Source organism: Martinezella lusitana, assembly GCF_016901135.1.
Taxonomy (GTDB): domain Bacteria; phylum Pseudomonadota; class Alphaproteobacteria; order Rhizobiales; family Rhizobiaceae; genus Rhizobium; species Rhizobium lusitanum_D.
This window is the reverse complement of record NZ_JAFEVL010000015.1, coordinates 64445-85148: the sequence shown is the minus strand read 5'-3', so window position 1 is coordinate 85148 and position 20704 is coordinate 64445. Positions and strand designations below refer to the sequence as shown.

Annotated in this window: 18 protein-coding genes; 12 read left to right on the top strand and 6 right to left on the bottom strand. The window is 58.9% G+C overall.

What is annotated here, in order from left to right:
* Positions 1-17 precede the first annotated feature (17 nt).
* From JTP94_RS06310 to JTP94_RS06260, 11 genes are all read left to right on the top strand, one after another.
* Complete coding sequence (locus JTP94_RS06310; RefSeq protein WP_204849684.1) at positions 18-563, top strand: RNA polymerase sigma factor; 546 nt, start codon at positions 18-20, stop codon at positions 561-563.
* Positions 563-1354 (top strand): anti-sigma factor, encoded by a 792-nt coding sequence (locus JTP94_RS06305; protein ID WP_204849683.1) that lies wholly within the window; start codon positions 563-565, stop codon positions 1352-1354. Before JTP94_RS06310 ends, JTP94_RS06305 begins: the two co-directional genes overlap by 1 nt.
* A 409-nt stretch (positions 1355-1763) precedes the next feature.
* A complete protein-coding gene (locus tag JTP94_RS06300; RefSeq protein ID WP_204849682.1) occupies positions 1764-2708 on the top strand; it encodes a MurR/RpiR family transcriptional regulator in 945 nt (314 codons plus the stop codon).
* A gap of 251 nt (positions 2709-2959) precedes the next feature.
* On the top strand, positions 2960-4264 hold the full coding sequence (locus JTP94_RS06295; protein ID WP_204849681.1) for an ABC transporter substrate-binding protein: 1305 nt from the start codon (positions 2960-2962) through the stop codon (positions 4262-4264).
* Between the two features lie 123 nt (positions 4265-4387).
* Complete coding sequence (locus JTP94_RS06290) at positions 4388-6277, top strand: ABC transporter permease subunit (RefSeq protein ID WP_204849680.1); 1890 nt, start codon at positions 4388-4390, stop codon at positions 6275-6277.
* 13 nt (positions 6278-6290) lie between these two features.
* Positions 6291-7340: an ABC transporter ATP-binding protein gene (locus tag JTP94_RS06285; RefSeq protein WP_204849679.1), complete on the top strand. Its 1050-nt coding sequence runs from the start codon at positions 6291-6293 to the stop codon at positions 7338-7340.
* Positions 7330-8487, top strand: coding sequence for an amidohydrolase/deacetylase family metallohydrolase (locus tag JTP94_RS06280; protein WP_204849678.1), 1158 nt, complete (start codon positions 7330-7332; stop codon positions 8485-8487). Before JTP94_RS06285 ends, JTP94_RS06280 begins: the two co-directional genes overlap by 11 nt.
* A gap of 13 nt (positions 8488-8500) precedes the next feature.
* The gene (locus JTP94_RS06275) at positions 8501-9973 is read left to right on the top strand and encodes an aldehyde dehydrogenase (RefSeq protein WP_204849677.1); all 1473 of its coding nucleotides are present in this window, start codon (positions 8501-8503) and stop codon (positions 9971-9973) included.
* 65 nt (positions 9974-10038) lie between these two features.
* Positions 10039-10527: a hypothetical protein gene (locus JTP94_RS06270; RefSeq protein WP_204849676.1), complete on the top strand. Its 489-nt coding sequence runs from the start codon at positions 10039-10041 to the stop codon at positions 10525-10527.
* Complete coding sequence (locus tag JTP94_RS06265) at positions 10524-12152, top strand: GMC family oxidoreductase (RefSeq protein WP_204849675.1); 1629 nt, start codon at positions 10524-10526, stop codon at positions 12150-12152. Before JTP94_RS06270 ends, JTP94_RS06265 begins: the two co-directional genes overlap by 4 nt.
* A 120-nt stretch (positions 12153-12272) precedes the next feature.
* Positions 12273-13382, top strand: a complete 1110-nt coding sequence (locus JTP94_RS06260) for a DSD1 family PLP-dependent enzyme (RefSeq protein ID WP_204849674.1) — start codon at positions 12273-12275, stop codon at positions 13380-13382.
* A gap of 135 nt (positions 13383-13517) precedes the next feature.
* Here JTP94_RS06260 and JTP94_RS06255 read toward each other — a convergent pair whose 3' ends face one another.
* The 5 genes from JTP94_RS06255 to JTP94_RS06235 form a co-directional block, all read right to left on the bottom strand.
* On the bottom strand, positions 13518-14762 hold the full coding sequence (locus JTP94_RS06255; RefSeq protein WP_204849673.1) for a type II toxin-antitoxin system HipA family toxin: 1245 nt from the start codon (positions 14760-14762) through the stop codon (positions 13518-13520).
* A gap of 2 nt (positions 14763-14764) precedes the next feature.
* Positions 14765-15136 carry a helix-turn-helix transcriptional regulator gene (locus JTP94_RS06250; protein WP_204849672.1) on the bottom strand — a complete coding sequence of 124 codons (372 nt, stop codon included), beginning with the start codon at positions 15134-15136 and terminating at the stop codon, positions 14765-14767.
* Positions 15137-15510: 374 nt separating this feature from the next.
* Positions 15511-16242, bottom strand: a complete 732-nt coding sequence (locus JTP94_RS06245) for a 5-formyltetrahydrofolate cyclo-ligase (protein ID WP_204849671.1) — start codon at positions 16240-16242, stop codon at positions 15511-15513.
* Positions 16243-16257: 15 nt separating this feature from the next.
* On the bottom strand, positions 16258-17229 hold the full coding sequence (locus JTP94_RS06240) for a nucleoside hydrolase (RefSeq protein ID WP_204849670.1): 972 nt from the start codon (positions 17227-17229) through the stop codon (positions 16258-16260).
* Positions 17226-19055: a PfkB family carbohydrate kinase gene (locus JTP94_RS06235; RefSeq protein WP_204849669.1), complete on the bottom strand. Its 1830-nt coding sequence runs from the start codon at positions 19053-19055 to the stop codon at positions 17226-17228. The genes JTP94_RS06240 and JTP94_RS06235 overlap by 4 nt, the downstream gene beginning before the upstream one ends.
* Positions 19056-19180: 125 nt before the next feature.
* Between JTP94_RS06235 and JTP94_RS06230 the strand changes: the two genes are divergently transcribed.
* Entirely contained in the window at positions 19181-19996 is an 816-nt protein-coding gene (locus JTP94_RS06230; RefSeq protein ID WP_204849668.1) for a GntR family transcriptional regulator, read from the top strand.
* On the opposite strand, the gene JTP94_RS06225 is transcribed toward JTP94_RS06230, so the two are convergent.
* Entirely contained in the window at positions 19965-20678 is a 714-nt protein-coding gene (locus JTP94_RS06225) for a 5-formyltetrahydrofolate cyclo-ligase (protein ID WP_204849667.1), read from the bottom strand. The genes JTP94_RS06230 and JTP94_RS06225 overlap by 32 nt on opposite strands.
* Between the last annotated feature and the right edge of the window lie 26 nt (positions 20679-20704).

Below are 20704 nucleotides of genomic sequence, written 5' to 3'. Positions count from 1 at the left end.
CACGAGGATAGCGTGTCTTGATAGACGATCGCAAACTCCACGCAGGTCAGCAAGAGGTGCAGAGCGGCCTTGTCGACCACCTGAAAAGGTTGTGGCGCTATGGATATGTTTTATCCCGGCAACGTGACGTGGCGGAGGATCTGGTGCAAGCCACCTGCCTAAGGGCAATCGAACGGGCGGTGCAATATACGCCCGGTACGCGGCTCGATCGTTGGCTGTTTTCGATATTGCATTCGATCTGGATCGATGAGGTGCGGTCCAGGCGCATTCGTTTGGGCGGAGGCATCGTCGATGCCGACTGCGCGCTCATTGTCGACGGTGAACATGAAAGCGAAACGCGTCTCATGGCCAATCAAGTTTTGAAGATCATCGACGGGCTTCCCGAAGCACAGCGTAACGCCGTGTTTCTGGCCTATGTCGAAGGCCTTTCCTACAAGGAGATTGCCGAAGTTCTCGATATTCCGATCGGTACGGTCATGAGCCGTCTCGCAAATGCGCGCGCAAGACTTGCTGATATCATGTCCACGGCAAATGTGTCGGCGCTTCGGGAAAGGAGAGACTGATGTCAACACATCTTGATCTGGCCTCGATGTCTGCCGACGAGTTGATTGTCGCCTATCTTGACGGCGAACTGGACGAAGCTTCAAAACTGGCTGTGGAGGATCGCGCGAACAGGGATAGCGCGTTTCGCGATCGGTTCGAATTCCTGGCTTCCAACACTGTTTCGATGGACGCCGCCTTCACTGCTCTTCTGGATGACGCCCCCATCGAGCGGATGAAATCGAAACTTCCTGCCGCTTTAGGCCAAATCGGCCCAAGCCCCGCTTTGCCGAATCGACGTCGATTCCTGGCTGCCGCCTGCCTCATGGCCGGTGCGGTCGCAGGCGGAGGATTAGTCCGGCTCCTTTCATCAGGCGAGGATGCTTCTTCCCAGAATTGGAGAGCCGTGGTTGCCGACTATATGCAGCTCTATTCTGCCGACACGTTGAGCAATTTGAGTGATGATCCCTCAGTGAAGGCAGATCAGATTGCAAGAGTAGCGAACGTCATGCAACTGCCGCTAACAACGCAAGGCCTGATGATTTCCGGTATTCCCTTCAAGCGCGCTCAGTTGCTGACGTTTGACAAAAAGCCGCTGGCGCAGATCGCTTATCTTGACCCGAGATATGGCCCCATCGCTCTCTGCGTCACGCATAGCAGCACTGGAAAAACTGGCTTTCAGAGGGAGCAGCGGCTCGGGATGAACATCATCTTCTGGTCGAGCGCCAATCACTCATTCATGGTGATCGGGCGAAATCCACCGGACCAACTTGAAGCTATAGCGAACCAACTTCAGTCGAACCTCGAAGGTTAGCCTGGTTGATAGGCCATTTATGCAAGCTTGGTTCTGGTTCTTCGAAGGAACAATCTCGCTTGTACGTCATGGCGGCTGTTTAGCGGCGTCCACGACAAACCCCAGAGATATCGCCCCACCGCTGAACAGCTTGTTGACTGGATAATTTGCGCAGGTTGCCGCTTTCTTGGCCGGTCGGACTGACCACACTTCAAAGATGGTTGTGAACCAGGATTAAAGTTTGACGCCTCGGCAGGAAGGCGACAAGCGCATGAATTTACTGGCGGATTTCTGCGTCAGGTGAGTCACCAATTGAAACAACCGCGCGGGCGAGCCGAGTTGCCGGTCCCATCGATGGGCATGATGTTTCAGAGAAATGTTGACACCTTGACGGTTTAATTCAAAACCTCGACCTAAACGGAGAGATTCAATGGCTCGCGATCGGTCACAAGAAAATCGCATATCACAACACTATGGTAGTCTGGCCATCCAAAACGATAAGCGCAACGCACAAGATATCATCGGATTGATTGTTGACCAGCAGTCACAATTTTCCAAGACAAACCAGCGGATAGCCCACGCCATTTTGAGTGAGCCTCATAGCTTCGTAGAAAAGCCCATAGAAGAACTCACCACGTGGCTTGGGGTATCTGCACCAACCGTGACGCGGTTTTCCCGAATGCTGGGGTGTGATGGTCTCAAGGATCTCAAGCTCAAAATCATGGGATCTGTCCGTGTAGGTATCCGGTATCTTGAACCGCAGACGCCACCTGGGTCCATCGCCGAGGTGGCGGAGCGGGTCAGCAAACGGGCGCAGAAGACAATTGCAGACATTCACCACAACGTCGATCTTGAACGCGCTCAGGCAGTGGTGGACAGGATCACCGCCTGCCACACGCTCTATGCATTCGGCAGCGGTGGCGTTTCCTCCTGGTTGATCGAGGAGATCCAGAATCGCTTCTTCCGCCTGGGCATACGTGTCATTCCCTGTAACGATCACCAGATGCAGTTCATGCTGGCAACGGCGGTGGAGCGCACGGACGTCGTCATATGCTGCTCGCTCACGGGCGCCAACCTCGAGCTCGAGAAAGCGATATCCGTTGCCCGGGAGTACGGAGCCACGACGATCGCTCTGACGCCGAGCGGGACGTCTCTTGCTGCCGCCGTCGACGAACTCTTGCCGATCGACAGCCCTCCGGACGAGGACATTCTGAGCCCAGCCTCGATCCGCTATGCCTACTTGATTGCGATCGATATCATCTCTTATGGCGTTGCCATTGCACGCAAGGATGCCGGCCGAGAAAAGCTTCGCCGCCTCAAGCAGCAGCTGGCGATCGCACGCGATGCAGCACAGACCCAACCTTTGTGCGATTGACGCGAGCGAATGGCTATTTTTTGTTTTCTTGATCAAAAAATAGCGTAAAAAATAATCAAGCCGAAATAAATGTCAAAAAATGATCCAGAAATGAAAATTTCGTTGGACAGCGGAAAAATATTGCGCATATTTACTCCACAGCAAGAGCTTAACCGGCCCGACGATTAGTCCAGGCCGGAGATACCGAAAGTTATCTTCCGGCTCAGCCGGTTGGCCGAAATCAAAAAAAGCTATCACAATGGGGAACTGGCATGATTTCTTCGCTGGAACGATACCTGCTGTCCAGAAGACAGATATTGAAAGGCGCCGCGGGGTTATCCGCCGCTGCGATGATGGGATCGCGTGCTTACGCCGCTCCCTCAACGGCAATGAGCTTCGTCGGCTGGCAATATCAGCCACAGATCGTCGAAGAGAACGTGAAGACGTTCATGAAGCTCTACGACGAGAACGTGAATTATGAGCTTGTCTCAGGCGACTACCATCCGGTGGCGGAGACCAAGCTGACCGGCGGCCAGCATATCGACATGCTCTATTCGGAAGAAAACTATATTGCCCGCTGGCATACGGCGGGCTGGATCAAGGACATCGAAAGCCTCACGGGCGCCGCCGATATCAAGGCCGGCATGTTCCCGGTCAGCGTGACTTCGCTGTCGCTCCCCAACGGCGGCCCGCTCTGCGGCCTGCCATATTACGCCGGCTACAACACGTTCCTGTATAATGAAGAGCACCTGACGAAGGCCGGACTGAAGCCGCCGGAAACCTGGGACGAAGTTCTGGAAGCCTGCCGCAAGCTGAAGAAGGACGGCATTTCGGACGCGCCGTTCCATGCCATGTGGCAGCAGCAGTGGCCAGACATGTCCTGGTACATGTTTGCAGCCTGGTATTCGGAAGGCGCCAAGGTGTTTGATGCCGACGGCAACTTCGTAGACGAGCCGGCTCTGCGCAAGATCCTCGAAATCAACCAGAAATTCTATCAGGAGAAGCTGGTCGTCGAGGACATCATGACGCTGCCCGGCGAAGGTGTTCCAAGCTACGCTTCTGGTCGCCACACGTTCATGGTCGTCCACGACTACAATCACAAGGTCGCCAACGATCCTGCGGTTTCCAAGATCGCCGGCAAGGTGCGCAATGCCATCATGCCCGGTGCTACGCATTCCACCATGGCATGGACCGCCGCCTATCTGATGGGTGCTCAGCCCGTCGACGAAGAGCGGGTCTGGAACCTCTTGCAGTTCTTCGGCGGCAAGGCAAAGGATGGCCAGTACCACGTGATCAAACGCTGGGCGCTCGAGTTCGGTCTGGGCTCCGGCTACAAGGAAGTCATGGCAGATCCGGAGATCGTCGCCAGCTTCTCCAAGTGGCGTGATCTCGACATCTCCTCCAAGCAGCTCGGCATGGCGACCTCGCGCGCCATCGGCAAAACGATCTGGTTCCCGGAATGGGATATGTTCATGATGCAGAAGGTGCAGGAATATATCCGCTCGGGCAGCTCCACCGATGAGCTGGTCGCCGCTCTAGCCGCCAAGGCCAAGGAACTGAAGACACAGTATCAGTAAAACGGGGAAACGAGAGCAGCCGGCTCTCGATGGCGTCGGCTCCTCCCAGCATATCAACCGCCAGCGACATCATGAGACGGACCATTGCTCGTTCGAGCGGTCCGCATGATGCACGAGGACGCGATGACAATGACCCTGCAGTCGACAAGGGTAGAGCCCTTGGCCCGTGAAGACAGGCGGAAGGGCCGGCTCCCGGCATTTGCCTATCTTTCGGTCGCCCCGACCCTGATCCTGATGGTGCTGATCGTCGGTCTACCGCTGATCTACAGCCTCTATCTGTCCTTCAACAGCACTAACCCGATCACCAAGCGCTGGATCTTCGTCGGCCTGAACAATTATGTGAACGTCTTCCAGAACGCGGACTTCTGGTACGCACTCGGCCGGACTTTATATTTCTCGCTGCTTGCCGTCGTCGGCACCACGGTGCTCGGAACGCTGATTGCCCTGGTGCTGAACCAGCGCTTTGCCGGACGAGGCTTTCTTCGCAGCATCGTCCTCGTCCCCTGGGCCATGGCGCCTGTTTCCATCGGCGTGCTCTGGTCCTTCATCTATGCCGGCAATTTCGGACTGCTCAACGGCCTTCTCAACGATATCGGCCTCGGCTCCTGGGCGCGTGCGTGGTTCGGCAACGGCTTTCTAGCGTTGAATCTCGTGGCCCTCACGCAGGTCTGGAACCAAGCGCCGCTGACGACGCTGATGCTTCTGTCCAGCCTGCAGTCCATGCCAGGCAACCTTCATCGTGCCGCTATTCTCGACGGTGCCGGACCGATGAAACGGTTCTTTTCCATCACCCTGCCCTGGCTGAAATCGACGCTGCTGTTCTCGACGATCATCGCGACGATCAACGCCTTCATGGCCTTCGACATCATCTGGATCATGACGCGCGGTGGCCCTGGTGCTGCGACCACCACGCTGTCATGGCTCGGCTACATGCAGTCGTTCCAGTTTCTCAAGTTCGGGGAAGGCGCTGCGACGCTCTATATCCTCACCTTCCTCAGCCTCGCATTTGCAATTCTCTATTTCGTGGTTCTGAGCCCGAAGCGGGTAAAGAAGGTGACGGCAGCGCCGGCTACAACTTCCGCAGCCATGGCCAAGCCCCGCGCCGCCATGGTCATCCTGCCGGAATGGAAGCCGAGGCGCATGATGCGCCCGACGACCGCGCGGAACATCGGAAGGGCGCTCTTTGCGATCGCCGTTGCCTTGATCTTTCTCTGGTCGTTCCTACCGATCGTAGCCCTCATCTTCATCAGCCTCTCTCCGCCCACGGACCTCATCCGCACGCCGCCGTCCATCATCCCCTCGGCACTCACCCTTGACAACTACAAGGCTGTGCTGATGGCGCAGGGCACGACGAGCGTTCAGGCCGCGCGCGTTCCACTCTCGCTTCTGAACAGTTTCGGGACCGGCATCGTGGTCTCTGTCATCAATGTCGCGCTCGGAACGCTGGCCGGCTACGGCTTTGCCCGCTACGCCGACAAGCGCTTCTTTTCCATCAGCCTCTGGCTGCTCCTGCTGACCCGCATGATACCGGCCCTGACACTGGTCCTGCCGTTCTTCGTCATCTTCCGGATCCTCGGGCTCATCGACACACATATCGGCCTCGTCATCGCCTATTCGACGATCCTCATGCCGCTTGCCGCATGGATGATGAAGACCAGCTTCGAGAACATTCCGCTCAGCCTCGAGCGCGCGGCCCAGATCGACGGATGCAGCCGCTTCACCATGTTCTGCAAGGTTCTGGTGCCGGTCGTTAGGCCCGGCATCATCGCGGCGCTGATCTTCTGCTTCCTGGTATCCTGGAACGAGTTCCTCTTCGCCATGATCCTGACATCGACGCCGGCGACGCAGACCATCCCCGTCGTCATCGCCGGCTTCCTCAGCCAGGCACGCTTCTACGAATACGGCCCGATGTTTGCTGCCAGCGTGCTTGCGATCGTCCCGCCTGTTGCCGTCGCCTTCTTCTTCCAACGCTACCTCGTCCAGGGTGCGCTTTCAGGCGCGGTCAAGGGCTGAAAGGAGTTCAACAATGGCATCCATCCAGATAGCCGGTCTCGTCAAGAAGTTCGGAGAAACTCCCGTCATCAAGGGCCTCGACCTTACCATCAGCGACGGCGAGTTCATCTCCTTCCTCGGGCCTTCGGGCTGCGGCAAGTCCACGCTCCTCTTCTGCATCTCGGGCCTGGAAGAGATCGACGAAGGATCGATCCGCTTCAACGGCAAGGAGATATCCGATCTTGGGCCTCGCGAGCGGAACATAGCGCTGGTCTTCCAGGATTACGCTCTCTATCCGCATATGACGGTGCGCGAGAACATTGCCTTCCCGCTGCGCCAGCAGAAGCTCGACGAACAGACCATCGCCAAGCAGGTTGCCTGGGCCGCCGATGTACTCGGCATCGAGGCACTCCTTGACCGCCTGCCCGCGGCCCTTTCCGGCGGCCAGCGCCAGCGCGTCGCCGTCGGCCGTGCCATCGTCAGAAACCCGTCGGTCCTGCTGATGGACGAACCCCTGTCCAATCTCGATGCCTCCTTGCGCGTGCACATGAGAACCGAGATCCGCCGGCTGCAGAAGGCACTCGGCATCACCGTTATCTTCGTCACCCACGATCAGGAAGAGGCGATGGTACTGTCGGATCGCATCGCTGTCATGAAAGACGGCGTCGTTCAGCAGTTCGCGCCGCCGATGGAGGTCTACACCAAGCCTGCCAATCAGTTCGTAGCCGGTTTCATCGGCAGTCCGCAGATGAATTTTCTACCTGCCGACCTCTGTGGTGGCGGCGCGGGCCAGATCATCGGCGTGCGCCCGCATGATCTGAAGCCAACTGCCCGCGCCAATGGCGGCCTTTCTCTGACCGGCGAGATGCTGCTGATCGAGCCGGCCGGCCCGTTCCAGTTCATCGACGTCGCGGTCGGCGACCATGTCGTGCGCGCGACCTGTACCGACACGACGGGATTGTCTCCCGGCCAAAGTATCACCCTCGGTGCCAGCTCTGACGCCGTCCGCCTGTTTGCCGCCGACAGCGGCGTTCGCATCAACCAGAACTTTATGGAAACTGAAAGTCGAATTCATGCCCTATGATCTCGTTTTGAAAAACGGACGTGTGATCGATCCGTCGCAAGGTATCGATCGCATCACAGACGTCGCCTTCTCTGGAGGCAAGGTTGCCGCACTGGAGAATAATCTCTCCGGTCTCGAGGAAAAGAATGTTTCCGGCCTGATCGTAACGCCAGGCCTCATCGATCTGCATACGCATGTCTATTGGGGCGGCACGTCGCTCGGCGTTGATCCGGATGCATTCGCCCGCAAGAGCGCCGTCTCGACCTGCGTCGACACCGGCAGCGCCGGCCCCGGCAACTTCCTCGGCTTCCGCAAGCACGTGATCGAGCAGAGCACGGCTCGCATTCTCGTTTACCTCCACATCTCGTTCGCCGGAATCTACGGCTTTGCCAAGAATATCATGCTTGGTGAGAGCCATGACATCCGCCTGCTGGCAGCCCGGGAAGCCGTCGAGGTCATCAACGCTAACCGTGACGTCATCATTGGTGTCAAAGTGCGCATCGGCCGCAACGCGTCGGGTCCAGCCGGCATCTACCCTCTCGATGTTGCACTCCAAGTGGCCGACGAGACCGGCCTGCCGCTGATGGCCCATATCGACGAACCGCCGCCGTCCTATGAGGCTGTCGTTTCTCGCCTGCGCGGCGGTGACGTTCTGACCCATTGCTTCCGTCCCTTTCCTAATGCACCGGTCGACGGCAAGGGCAAGATCAAGCCAGAGGTCATCGCAGCACGCGAACGTGGCGTCCTGTTCGACATCGGCCACGGCATGGGCTCATTCTCCTGGAAGACCGCTCGCGCCATGATGGCGGAGGGCTTCGTGCCGGATACGATCTCGTCCGACGTTCATGCGCTCTGCATCGAGGGGCCGGCCTATGACCAGGTAACGACCCTTTCCAAATTCCTGGCGCTCGGCATGCCGATCAACGACGTCATCGCGGCATCGACAGTTAATGCCGCCAAGGCGCTGAATCGGCCGGAACTGGGCACCTTCAAGATCGGCGCAGCCGGCGATGCCAGCGTTCTGGAACTGCGCAGCGGCAGGTTTTCGCTCGAGGATACGCGCGGCGACATCGTCATTGCTCAGGAGCGACTGTTTGCGGCGGGACTCGTGATCGCCGGGAAAAATATTGGCACGGATGCACAGCCGCTTGCAGCGGCAGCCGAATAGAGGAGATCGGACAATGGACGGCACCTACACGATGAAGAATGTCCCGGCCAATTTCATTGCCGGCGAATGGCAGACCGAACCCGAGACCATGCCGGCCGTGAACCCGGCAAACGGCGAGACAATTGCGCAGCTCCCCAAATCCAGCCGCGCAACCACAGACAAGGCCGTCGCCGCTGCAAAGGCAGCCGGCGCTGCCTGGGCGGATACACCTGTCTTCAAGCGGGCGGAAATCTGCGTTGCCATCGGCGCGGCAATCGACGCCTCGCGCGAGAAGATCGCCCGCATTCTGTCCGCCGAGCAGGGCAAGATCCTGGCAGAAGCCATGGGCGAAGTCGGCAAGGCGGCCGACGGCTTCCGGCTGGCCTCCGAGCTCGTCAAGCAGATGGGCGGCCAGACGCTGCCCGCCGAAGATCCGACCAAGCTGGTTATGACAATCCGCCAGCCACGCGGCGTCTACGGCGTCATTACGCCCTGGAATTTCCCGGTCAACATCCCCGTCGAATATCTGGCGCCGGGCATTGCCACCGGCAACACCATCGTCTGGGTGCCAGCGCCTTCGACATCGCTGGTCGCCTGCGCATTGATGGAAGCGATCGACAGCGCCGGCCTGCCGGCCGGCGTGATCAACCTTGTCATCGGCGAAGGCGCGACCGCCGGCGACGCCGTGGTGGTTCACAAGGATGTGGCTGCGATCGGCTTTACCGGCAGCGCTGCAACCGGCAAGGTCATCGCCCAGCGCGGCGCCGGCAAACCCCTGTTGCTCGAACTTGGCGGGAACGGCCCTGTGGTCGTCTTCGAGGATGCGGATCTGGACGCTGCTGCAGCCGCGGCAGCCGGCGGCGCCTTCTTCAATGCCGGCCAAGTCTGCGCCGCGACCGGTCGCGTCCTTGCGCATCATTCGATCGCAGACAGCCTGTCCGAAAAGCTCGTGGCCCACGCGGCAAAGCATGTCCTCGGCGACCCCTTGCATCAGGGAACCACGATGGGACCGCTGAACAACGCCAAGGTCGCGGCCAAGGTCAAGGAACACGTCGATGACGCGGTGGCGCAGGGCGCCAAGGTGCTCTATGGCGGCAATGCCCGGCCCGATCTCGGCAGCGGATTGTACTTCGAGCCGACGGTAATTTCGGGTGTCACCCGCGAAATGCGGATCAACCGCGAGGAAACCTTCGGGCCTGTCGTCCCCGTCATCTCCTTCAAGGACGAAGCCGAAGCGCTGGATCTGGCGCTCGACAGCGAATACGGCCTTTCGGTTGGCGTGTTTACCGCTGATATCACCCGTGGGGTGTCGATGGCAAAGGCGATCCCTGCCGGCATCGTCAACGTCAACGCCGGCAGCACCTGGTGGGAGATCCATCTGCCTTTCGGCGGCGGCTCGGGCACCAAGAGCGGCATCGGCCGTCTCGGCGGCATCCATACGATGGAGGCGATGACCGAGCTGAAGATGATCACCGTGACGATGAACCATAAGTTGGGTGCAGCATGACTAGGCAATCCTCCGTATCAATCGAAGACAGGAATTCGCTGATCTCCCCTTCGGAGAGAACGCAGATGATAAAGGCGCTCGTCGACGAACTGATCCCAGGCGCCGACGGGTGGCCATCGGCATCCGACGCGGGCGTCCACGGCATTGTCGGGTTGCGCATTTTCGCCGAGTGGAATGACGAGCGGATCGTCGCCCTTGCCAACATGCTTGGCTGGCGGAGCGGCGGGCTATCGAGCACGGATGCCGAAACGCGCGTCATGGCGGTCAAAGGCTTCGAGACAGCTGACCCGGAGCTTTTCGACAAGATCTATACCGCCGTGACACTCGCCTACTACGAGACGCCGTTCGTCATCGAAGCCATTCAGAACACCGGCCGCCCCTACTCGTATCGGCCGCACGTCACGGGCTACAAGATGGAGCCTTTCGACTTCAATCGCGACATGCCCAAGCACGGGCGCGGTCACTATCTCAAGACGGACGAGGTTGCGCCGGTCGATACGTCGGTACTCGATCTCGACACGGTGAAAACCGTTCAGTGGGGAGTGGAAAGATGACAACGGAACGCATCTGCGATGTTTTGATCATCGGCGCCGGCGCGACCGGATCACTGGCGGCCCTCACCCTGGCCGATGCCGGGTTGGATGTCGTCTGCCTAGAACAGGGTTCCTGGGTCGAGGCCAAGGACCATCCCCACCTTCATGCCGACTGGTCCTGGCAGCGGCGGACCAACTGGAGCCCGGATGTCAACAAGCGCAGCCATCCGGACGACTTTCCGGTCAATTCCGATTCCTCCCAGATCCTGATGTGGAATGCCGTCGGCGGCTCCACCAATGTTTATGGCGCAATCTGGCCGCGCTATCGCCCCTCCGATTTCCGCAAGGGGACGGAACACGGCATGCAGCCGGACTGGCCGATCAGCTATGAAGACATCGCTCCCTATTATGAGGAGGCGGACAGGCTTGTCGGCGTGTCCGGTCTAGCGGGCGACCCCGCTATGCCGCCGCGCGAACGCTGTCCGACACAGCCGATGCCCGTCTCGAAAGTCGCCAAGCGGCTCGCCTCCGGCTTTGACGCGCTCGATTGGCACTGGTGGCCCGCCGAAGCTGGCGTCATCACCGAAGACTATGACGGCCGGCCCGCCTGCAACAATTGCGGCATGTGCAATGGCTGCCCGCGCGGTTCGATGAGCAAATACTCGTTGTCGATCTGGCCAAAGGCGCTCGAGGCCGGCTGCGAACTGCGCATCAACGCGCGCGTGCTGAAGATCGAAAAAGGTGCCGACGGCAGAGCCACCGGTGCGCTCTATATTGACCGCAACACCGGGCAGAAGCATTTCCAGAAGGCCAGGTTGGTCATCGTCGCGGCGAACGGCATCGGCACGCCACGACTGCTGCTCGCCTCCGACAATTTAGCCAATAGCAACGACCAAGTCGGCCGATACCTGCTCCACCACACGCTTGTCGCCTGCGAAATGTGGGTCGATGAGCCTGTCGACGGTCAGATCGGCTATGTTGCTTCACTTCTATCCCGGCAATTTGCCGAGACCGACGTGTCGCGTGGCTTCGTCAACGGCTTCAATTTCAACTGCATCACCTCCGCCGCCTCGGCAGGCGAACTCGCAGCCGGTTGGTTCACCCCCGCCCGTGCACCCTGGGGCGCCCAGCATCACCAATGGTTTGAGCGTCATTTCGGTCATTCCATCGGCGTATTCGGCATAGGCGACGATATACCCAACCCGGAAAACCGTGTCACGCTCGATCCCGAACTGACGGATTCCGACGGCGTACCTGCAGCGAAGACACACTACGCTCCCGGCGAAAACGACAAGCGCATGATGAACTACATGCTGGAGCGCCTGGAGGAACTAGCCAAGGCTTGCGGCGCCTTCGAATATCGACTCCATGATTATCGTGACAAGGATGGGGTTTACCGAACTCCCGCGTGGCACATGATCGGCACCTGCCGCATGGGTAGCGACCCGGCGACCTCCGTTGTCAATGAATGGAACCAGACTTGGGAGGTTCCCAACCTCTTCATTGTCGACGGTAGTGTGCTTGCGACCGGCGGGGTCGTCAATCCGACGCCGACCATCTCGGCGCTCGCCTTGCGCGCCGCCGCCTATATCCGCGATAATTTCGAGACACTATCGCGGGAGGCAAAACCGTCGATTGCCGCCTGATGCGACCCGAACGATGCGGGGTGGTCCCGCCGTGCATCGTCTCCCGCAGCCGTGCAAAGACTGTCACCCCTCCCGCCCACATGACCATGATCGAAATCACCGCGATCAGAGGAAAACAAAATGCTTCAACGCCCTCCTGCCGAGCCCGGAATGAGCGAGGCGGATATCGATACCCCTGCCCTCGTCATCGATCTCGACGCCATGGAAAGTAATCTCGATCGCATGGCTGATTTCTGCCGCAAGTCAGGCGTGCGGTTGAGAGCCCATGCAAAGACCCACAAATCGCCCGTGATCGCCCATTGGCAGATGGCGCGGGGCGCCGTCGGGCAATGCGTGCAGAAGACGGCCGAAGCCGAAGTGCTTGCCTGGGGCGGCGTCGGTGACATCCTCGTTTCGAACGAGGTCGCTTCCCCCCGCAAGCTGGCAAGGCTCGCCGCCTTGTCGAAAATGGCGAAGATGGCGGTTTGCGCCGACAATGCCGCGGTCATCGATCAGATCGAGTCGCTGGCGGAAACTTGCGCCACCCGGATGACCGTTCTGGTCGAGATCGATGTCAGCGGTGGGCGTTGCGGCGTGGAGGCTGGCGAGCCGGCCGCAGCACTGGCAACACGCATCGCCAAAAGCCGCCATCTGGTGTTCGGCGGCCTGCAATCGTATCACGGGGGCGCGCAGCATCTGCGCACCGAAGAAGAGCGGAGCGAGGCAATCGGCCGGGCGGTGGAGCGAACGGCGGATACGATTGCCGCCATCCGGAAGCAACACCTCGAATGCGCCATTGTCGGCGGTGCGGGCACGGGAACATTTTCTCATGAGGCGGCAAGCGGCGTCTACACCGAGCTGCAAGCCGGCTCCTATCTGTTTATGGACGCCGATTATGCGCGAAACCGCCCCGCTCCTCCCTTTCAGCAGTCGCTTTTCGTCCTGAGCACCGTCATGAGTGCTGCCCGCGATGGCATCGCGGTGTTGGATTGTGGTCACAAGGGCATAGCCGTCGACAGCGGGCTTCCCCTCATCCATGCGCGCCAGGACATCGAGTTTGCCGGTGCCTCGGACGAGCATGGGGCGCTTGTTGTTCGCTCAGGCCCAGGCAGTCTCGCCATCGGCGAAACGCTGCGTCTTGTTCCCGGCCACTGCGACCCCACGGTCGACCGTTACGACTGGTATGTCGGCATGCGCAGCGGACGTGTTGAAGCCGTCTTTCCCGTGGCTGCGCGCGGCATGATGCAGTGAGCCTTGTCGTGGACTGCACCCCTTTGGTGAGACAGCAGTCAGTAACAGTTCTCCGCGCTGTGAATTGCGTCTGGTGTCCCTTGCCGCTGTTGCGAGAGACTGGCTTCGTAAGCGTCCGGCGCGAGATAGTCGAGGTTAGTTCGGCATAACAAGGCGGCGGGCGGTTTCGGTCTCGTGGTGATCGAAGGCCGACGCATAGATTTTTGCTTGCTTTTCGGTTAGACCCGCCTCCAGCAGCAGCGACTTCCAATTCTGCTCGACGGCTATCAGCACCTCGCCAAGGATGCTCACCGCCTCGTCCCGATCGACGTCGAAAAATGGCGAAGCCTCGATGGCCGCCTCAACCGAAGGATTGTTCCCGCTCAACTCACTGATACCGGTTTCGAGATGGCGATGGCGCTCGGGTTGCGGATTGACATCAAACATCGGCGCCATGAGCCATTTGTCGTTGCCGCCGTAGAGAAAGCCATGGTTCTTGAGGTGATCATCGTTGTTCGAGACCAAGAGCGTAAATAGCATACGGCGATAGAGTTCGAGGATCTGCTTGCGCGGTTCGAGCCCATACGCGCGGATCGCGTCCGCGATGTCGGTGTAGTAACCGCCCTCCCGAGCGTCGATGCCGGTGAGAGTTTGCGCTGAGATATAGGGTATTCGCACTCCCCGACCGCGGTCGAACCTGCTGATGATCGCTACCGGTCGATCTGACTCCGCCAGCTCAAGGCGCGCCGCAGGCGTTCGGATCCCGGCCTTCGCAGCGAGTCTCAGCGTCGCCACCTCGACGCGCTCGATGGGCATGGTGTCGTTCTCCGAGGTGAATTTGGCGATGGCCAGCACGCCATCATCGTCGAAGCTCGATTTTGGCCTCGCCCCGCCCAGTGATCCGGCAAAGCCGATTAACCGATCGGCGGCCTGGCGGGCCATATCGGGATCGAGTTCATAGGCCCGCGCGAGCTCTCTTAGATCTTCCAGATCGTTCAGGCGCGGCACGGGCGGATCGGCGTCCGAGAGCGGCTTACCATCCTCGTCCAGAAAGCGCAGTGCGCCCTGGCGGGTCCGATCATCGGCGGCCAGGAGAAAATCCAGCTCGCTTGGAGCGCCACCGAGCGATTTCGATATGATGCCTCGACCCCAGGCGTCGGGCGCGGCGTCAGATATCGCGTACGGGAGCGCCGCACGCATGTTTTCCCTGGACCCCGACGCGATATGGGGAGAATCGGAAAGCGGCATCGATGGGCTGAGTGCGAACCGCTGAGGATGTGTCAGCCAGGCTTCATCATATCGGAACATGCTGAACTGTCGCCGGCCATCGCTGTCGAAAGTCAGCTTGCCAACTGAGAGAAGACGCTCACCAAGCGCCAGGCGGACGGTACGCGAAACCATGGTTAGAAACCCATCCCCTCGGTCTCTGGTCCATTGTCCTGCGGTTCATCCTTGGAGCGTGAAGTGGGGCGAGGATGTCTCACCCGCTCCGGCAGGCGCTCGCGGTCAAGGAGCAGCCCGGAGTCATCACTCGCCACGTCAATCAGGTCGGACATTCGATGCAGCTCGCCCAGCGCCAGGAGAGCCATGGTCAGCGTGCCAATGGAAATACCCGCCTCGCCCCGCTCCAGTCTGATGACCGTCCCCTTGCCTACGCCCAACCGGTCGCCAAAATCCTCCACCGTCATGCGCCGCTTCTTGCGCGCAATCTGGATGTCCTGGCCCAACTTTCGCAGGGCGCGCTGCACCGAAGGTGGATACTGTGTCGTCTTCATAAAGATCTATATAAAGAACTTTATAGATTTTTACAATCGATATATCGATCCTAATACCACCACATAGTCGCTGCCATAAGACAGTCTGAATATCGACAGCATCTCCAAGGATAATCGAGCCGGGCAAGGCGGCTGACCGTATAATGACCTATATAGCGTACCTTAAAAATCTTAAAGAATATTATTTCGCACCGTATCAGGATGGAGCAGGTTCAGCGGCCGCAGCGGTACGCTTATAAGACGCCTTCACTTCCGTATGCCGACAAGCAATTGATCACGGTGCGAGAGTATCTGCTGAGCCTTTGCGGATACCGCGAGTTTCGAGCGGCGGCGCGCAGCCGCCACTCGACAGTACAGTTCCTGCTACGCTGGGATCAAAGACCCATGGCGCGCAATTCCTGTAGAGGCGGAATCGTCTCGTACATGTGCGGGTCAAGCACATCCCATATAATTCCACAGGTTGGCTTATGCGGGTTCTCGACGCGGATGGTCTGAGTGGCCGTGAATATCACATCGGCAACAGTGTCGAAAACTTCTGGGTGAAGCTTCTCGGTAAGGAGCTGGCAGTCGTGCACAACGGCCGCAGCCGGCGTATTGATGGTAATCCGCCCGAGCTTGAAAAGCATGCCCCACTCGACGTCGAAGAACCCATGCCCCTTGCCGAACCGAACGCCCTCATGGTTGATGGCACCCGTCCCGGTCACAAGATAATCCACCGGCTGCATGGACGAAATTTCAGCAAGTGTCACGGGTCGCCCCACCCGTTCCATGCCGTCGAGTGTCGAGGCATAAACAAAATCCTCGGGGCTCATGACATCGGGATCCAGTAACCAGAAACCCCGTTTGATCGAGTAGGTCGTCATAAGCACCTTCTTGCCATCGCGAAGGGCTTGGAGTCTCAACCGCTCGATGCAGTTATCGGGCGCGATGAAGATTAGCTTGCTATTGCGGTAGTACTCATGGCTGGTGAGCCGGGCACAGGCCGCATCGCCGCCCTCGAAGTCCGCGATAAATTCGCCGAAATCATAGTGAAAACGGCTATCGGCGCGTGCGACCTTGCGCAGATCGGCCCAAACCCGTTCCCGCACGGACGATTTGTGATCCATTTCTTATCCCCTTTTTCAGTTTTCCGTGTCGGTTCGGACAGGAGAAGTGATGCTCGCTATCAGCAACTCGAAGAAGCGCTGAGCATCGACCTCGCTCGCAGCATCCACAATTGGAAGATTCGACCAGCGGAAGTGATCGCGACGATCTACGATCGTTTGTCCGAGGCTGAGAGAGCTTTGCGTTTCGATTGCAACAGCAACGGCTTCGTATCTCAGGACGCTGCTATCAATCGCCGTCGCGACCGCAAGAGAGTCGATCAATCCGCAGTACGATCGGAAGCCCCGCTTCTCCACGAAGTCGACAACGCCCAACAGGAATTCGCTTTGGGCATTTGCTGAGCCGAGCAGAGTGGCTCTATGTTCCTTCGAAAGCTCTATCGATGGATGGGTGGCAACGTCCAGGCCGACAGCAGATAGATTAAAGCCGGCCTCGAAAACGAGCTTTGCAGCTTCAGGATCGACATAGATGTTCCATTCGCTTGCGGGGTTGTCGCCCGTCGCGCGCGTACTTCCGTTCGATTGAAAGCCGTAGGAGCCCCCTATGATGATCAAACGCTTCACTTTACGAGGTAGAAGCGGATCCTTGATGAGAGCGAGTGCGATGTTGGTCAGCGGCCCCAAAGCCAGGATGACGAGCTCACCGTTGTGGCGGTTTGCCTCACGAATGATCAGGTCGGGCGCAAAAACGCCATCCGGCTCTCGGCTCGGCTCAGGCAGATTGAGTTCTCCAAGTCCATCGCTGCCATGTGAGAAGGGGTCACGTGGATATGGGCGAACAAGGGGCTTCATAGGACCGGCAGCGACCGGAATGTCGCGCCGGTTCGCAAGGTCGAGGATCCGGCATGCGTTTTGTGCACATATGTTCGAGGTCAAGTTGCCCGAGACCGCCGTGATAGCTCGGACGTCAAGGACGCCCGAGCCAAGTGCAAAAAAGATCGCAACAGAATCGTCGATCCCGGGATCGCAATCGATGAGGGTCGGGATCATGCCGCAGCACTCCGCTTTGCTCCGGCCGAGTCGCGCTCTGCAAGCGCTTGAAGTCGCTCCGCCCACTGACGGCTGCTGAAGCTGTTTGTTACCTCTACAAGCGTTCCCCACTCCTTCGGTAGTGCAGACGCTCCGGCGAAGGCGCCACATACGGCACCAGCCATGGCAGCAACGGTGTCAGTATCCCCGCGAAGATTGCCTGCGATTTCGATGGCAAGCGTGGGATTGCCACGAGCGAAGTCGGCAATTCCGATGGCAGCGGGAACAGATTCAGTCGTTGGTTCGCCAGCGCCGACGACTTCCGACATCAGCCTTGCGAGCTCAAGCTTGCTGCTTGCTTGGCTAGCCAAACGACGAGCCAGCTCGATCCGAGATGCCATATCGGCAGCATAAATCCAGTTTCCATGCTCCGCTCCAAGCCGGGCGCCAGCAACCGAGGCAGCCATAACCTCCTCCCAGGATTTGCCCTCGATCCCGGCCGAGATCGCGGCGGCGAGCGCTAGCGCGCCTGAGATCGCCGGACTTGTGGCGTGGGTAGGCATGCAAGCGATGGCGACGAGCCTTCCAAGCTGCTCGAGCGTAAGGCCGGCGATTGCTCCATAGACACCAATCGGGGAAATGCGCATTGCGGCGCCGTTCGTCACGCCGAAACGTCCGATTTCAGAAACCGGTGCACCGGCCTGATATGCCATGAGTGCACGCTTGGTGCTTGGTCCGACGGCAAGCGAGTCTTCGCCGCCGACACTGACAAACCAGTCATTCAGGTGCCTTGCGACGATTTCGGGCGTAAAGCCTTCTTCCAAGGCGTCTGTCAGAGCGAGCGCCTGTTCGGTATCATCTGTGATGCGGCCGGCCGGGTATCCCGCGTGATACGGGCTGTCTTCCGGACCAACATCCATCTGGGAGCGCCATGGGGGCGACTTCAGAAACGAGTTTGGCATACCAAACGCGTCACCACAGGCTGTTGCCAGCAGTGCGCCTTCAATCCGATCGAAAATATCGTTTGACAATTTAGCTTGCTCCTTTTTTTCGAATGCGGCCCACGAACCCCATCCCTCACACGCACGCGCGGCTATCTTCGCCGCTATATTTCCAGCGTCGGCGATGCCTTGCCCCAAGAGCCTGCAGGCAAGGAAAGAACCACCGAATGTGTCTCCGGCTCCGGTGGTGTCGACCACCCTGACTTTAACCGCCTCAATCTTTGTGAGCGCCCCGTTGCGTCGGACCGTCGCGCCACGCTCTCCATCTGTGACAACAGCCGTCTCGCACTTGATGTCGCCAATGGCTGAAAACTGCTCCGCATCAAGGATTACCGTATGCCACTTATAGGCCCGAGCTTGTGGTGACGCGTCGCCGATCAAGGAGACCGGGATATCGCGCTTGTCACAGGCCTCGACGAGAATGTCCGCCCACGGCCCCCAGACCGGCGAAATCACAGTGTGCGTCACGCCCTCCAAAAGGCGCTCAATATAAGCTGGAGCGACGGAAAGAAGGCGTGTCGACCAGGCAAGTCGGCCCTCGTTCCCGTACACCAAGAGGCAGCGAACGGCGTCGATGTCTTGGACTGGCGTTTGGGAAATATCCACGCCCATCTCTTCGAGAAGGGCTATCGCGCGATCCGTCACAGGCTGGGGATACCAAAGACGCACATCGGCGCCTTGCATTCTCGCCGCGAGCGAGATTGTTCTAGCAGCACCTCCTGGTAGCCAAATGCCCTTGGAACCAGGGTTGATTGCAAGAGTGGCAACTTCGGAGGACGAAGGTTGGCGATCCGCGTCGAGAATGAGGTCTTCGTGCGCTGCGCTTCCTGCTACTAAGATAGTCATATTCTCATTTTCCTCTGTGCTGTTGCGATAGGTCTACATTATGATACCTCTATCAGCAAGGGGGCTTGTATTTTTTTGAAATCCGAGTCACCGAGAGTTGGTCAAACCATTGACGAGGAAAGAAAATGCCAAGCAAGCAAGGTGGTCTCGAGCCGGGGTTGATCGACGTGGAGTCACCTGTTCCGGTATACGCGCAGGTCGAGCAGGATATCCGGCGTCAGATCCTGTCGGGATCACTCGCCAACGGTAGCCGGCTACCCCGCGAAACCGAGCTCGCCAACCTCTATGGCATCAGCCGAATGACTATTCGACATTCCCTGGAAGGCCTCGCTTCGAGCGGCTTCATCCAGCGTACACATGGCATAGGAACGATTGTCGTCGCACCAAAGGAACCGGTGACCTTCGAGTTGAGCTTGATGATGAGCTTCACTGAGCAACTTCGTCGTCAGGGCTTTGAAACGAAGACAATCGTCGATCTTAAAGCTGTCATCGATCCACCGGAGAAAGTTCGGGTGGCTCTTGCTCTGGGTTCGGACGAGCAGTGCCTTGTATTCCGGCGCGTCAGAGAGGTCGAGGGACGCCCGATGGCCGTTACCACATCCTGGCTTCCCACTACTCGGTTTCCGAGCATCGAGAATGTAGACCTGACCAATGGATCCCTGTGGGCTGCGCTGGCGGAGCATTACGGTGTCCATCTCTCTCGAACCGACAACATCGTAGAATTGGTAAGCGTCTCCCCTTCTGAAGCGCACCAACTTCATATCGACGCCGAAACACAAGCTATTCGCTTTACGGGTACCGGCTACGACGCGGCCGACAAGCCGACGGAGTACACTGTCGCACTTTGGTCCGGGCAGGTGAGGTTCCACTTCGCATCTCACGAGCCCGCCGGAATAGCCGCTAGCGGTCTCACCTCAGCTCCAGAAGCGGTGGGGCATTAGACAGTTCCGGTTCGACCAAGCTCCAATCGAGAGCAACCGGCCTCGATTTGATTCCAATGTCCAACGTTTGGGTGGCTGTTACCACGACATCGGCCCGGACATGACTGGTGCTTGCAGAGACCAATTGGTCCGAAACCTGAGAGTCGTGGACGATGGCAACAACCGAGGTCTCGGAATTCACCAATCCCGCTTCGGCAAAGATTCCCCACTCGATGTCAAGATAATGGCTGCCCATACCAAACCGTCGCCCTGCGCGATCGACAGCGGCCGCGCCCGCAACGATAAGGTCAAATGCTCCCCGTTGCCACAGTTCTTCCAGGCTTACCGATCTGCCAAAGTGCTGTGCTCCGTCAAGCCAACTCGCAAAGCGTTCGTGGCCCATCGGTATCGTTGCCGCCGATATGATGATGAATCCATCGTGGAGGCCATAGGTCGGCAACACAATATCCCTGCCCTCCTCCAAGAGACTTTGCCGGATCGGGATCAGCGAATTGTCTGGCGTGATGAAGACACGGTGGCTGCGTTGATATGCTGGGTGCTTGGCAAAGCGTGAGGCGGCTTCCTCGTCGCCATGGAAGCCAGGTATGAACCGACTGAAGTCGAGGTGGAAGTGAGAGTCAGCGCGGGCGAACGGACGAACCTTTTGCTCGATCTGGTGTGCGATGTTTTCCGGGTGCTGCATTGGTCCAATCCCTAAGAAAGGTTTGC